Source organism: Oleiphilus sp. HI0061 (assembly GCF_001635675.1).
This window is the reverse complement of the sequence record NZ_LWFE01000713.1, coordinates 1-965: the sequence shown is the minus strand read 5'-3', so window position 1 is coordinate 965 and position 965 is coordinate 1. Positions and strand designations below refer to the sequence as shown.

At 43.4% G+C, this 965-nt stretch carries 2 protein-coding genes; both read left to right on the top strand.

Annotated features, from left to right (window positions below; translation table 11 throughout):
* Nucleotides 1–88 precede the first annotated feature (88 nt).
* Entirely contained in the window at nucleotides 89–439 is a 351-nt protein-coding gene (locus A3735_RS08970) for a PilZ domain-containing protein (RefSeq protein ID WP_068513675.1), read from the top strand.
* 114 nt (nucleotides 440–553) lie between these two features.
* A partial coding sequence (locus tag A3735_RS08965) for a TatD family hydrolase (protein ID WP_197485781.1) occupies nucleotides 554–965 on the top strand: 412 nt, incomplete at its 3' end.

Sequence of the window (965 nt, the reverse complement as noted above, 5' to 3'; positions counted from 1 at the left end):
AAACTGTTCGGGTTACAGTGGGTGCAACGACCAATTAGTGCTTTGTATTCAAGTGTTTGTACGGGCGCGTTATTGTTAAGAGAATTGTATGTCAGCAGGATTTGGGGCGCGTAGTGGTATCCTTACCCTAACAATCAAGGATAAAGCTGTTTTATATGCCGCCTATATGCCGTTCATTAAAAACGGCGGACTATTTATACCTACCGCAAAAAACTATCATCTTGGCGATGAGGTGTTTTTGCTGTTAAATCTAATGGAAGAACCTGAAAAAATCCCGGTAGCTGGGAAGGTTATCTGGGTGACTCCTAAGGGTGCTCAGGGTAATCGAGCAGCGGGCATCGGTGTTCAGTTTAACGAAGAAGATGCTACTGCCAAAAACAAGATTGAAACCTACCTGGCAGGCTCTTTAAGCTCAGATCGTCCTACACATAGTATGTAATAATAGGGGGGTGCCCCAATTTCTTGATACGATTCTTCAAGTGAGTCGCATAGATACGCATTTTTAGTTAGTATGTGCGGCTTTATCGTTGTAACAAGAGCGCGCTTGATTTTCATGTTTATTGACTCCCACTGCCACCTTGATCGTCTGAAATTAGCTCCATATGAAGGCGACTTGTCGCTTGCAATTTCAGCTGCCAAAGAAAACCTTGTAGACAAATTGCTTTGTGTCGCAATTGACCTGGAGCATATTGAAGAAGTGCTTCAGATTGCAGCTAAATTTCCCGATGTCTATGCTTCGGTTGGCGTGCACCCAGGTAGTACCGATTGTGAAGAGCCCACTATTGAACGCCTATTATCGCTTGCTGAGCGTGAAAAAGTCATTGCGATTGGAGAGTCGGGGCTGGATTACTATTATGGCCTGGAGCATAAAGATCTTCAGCTGGAAAGATTCAAGCGTCATTTAATTGCCAGTAAAGAATGTCGAAAACCAATTATTGTTCATACTAGAGATGCGAAGGAAGATA

What these genes read in the sequence shown, in the direction of transcription:
- A3735_RS08970 (WP_068513675.1), top strand. Translation starts at nt 89, where the DNA reads ATGTCAGCAGGATTTGGGGCGCGTAGTGGTATCCTTACCCTAACAATC.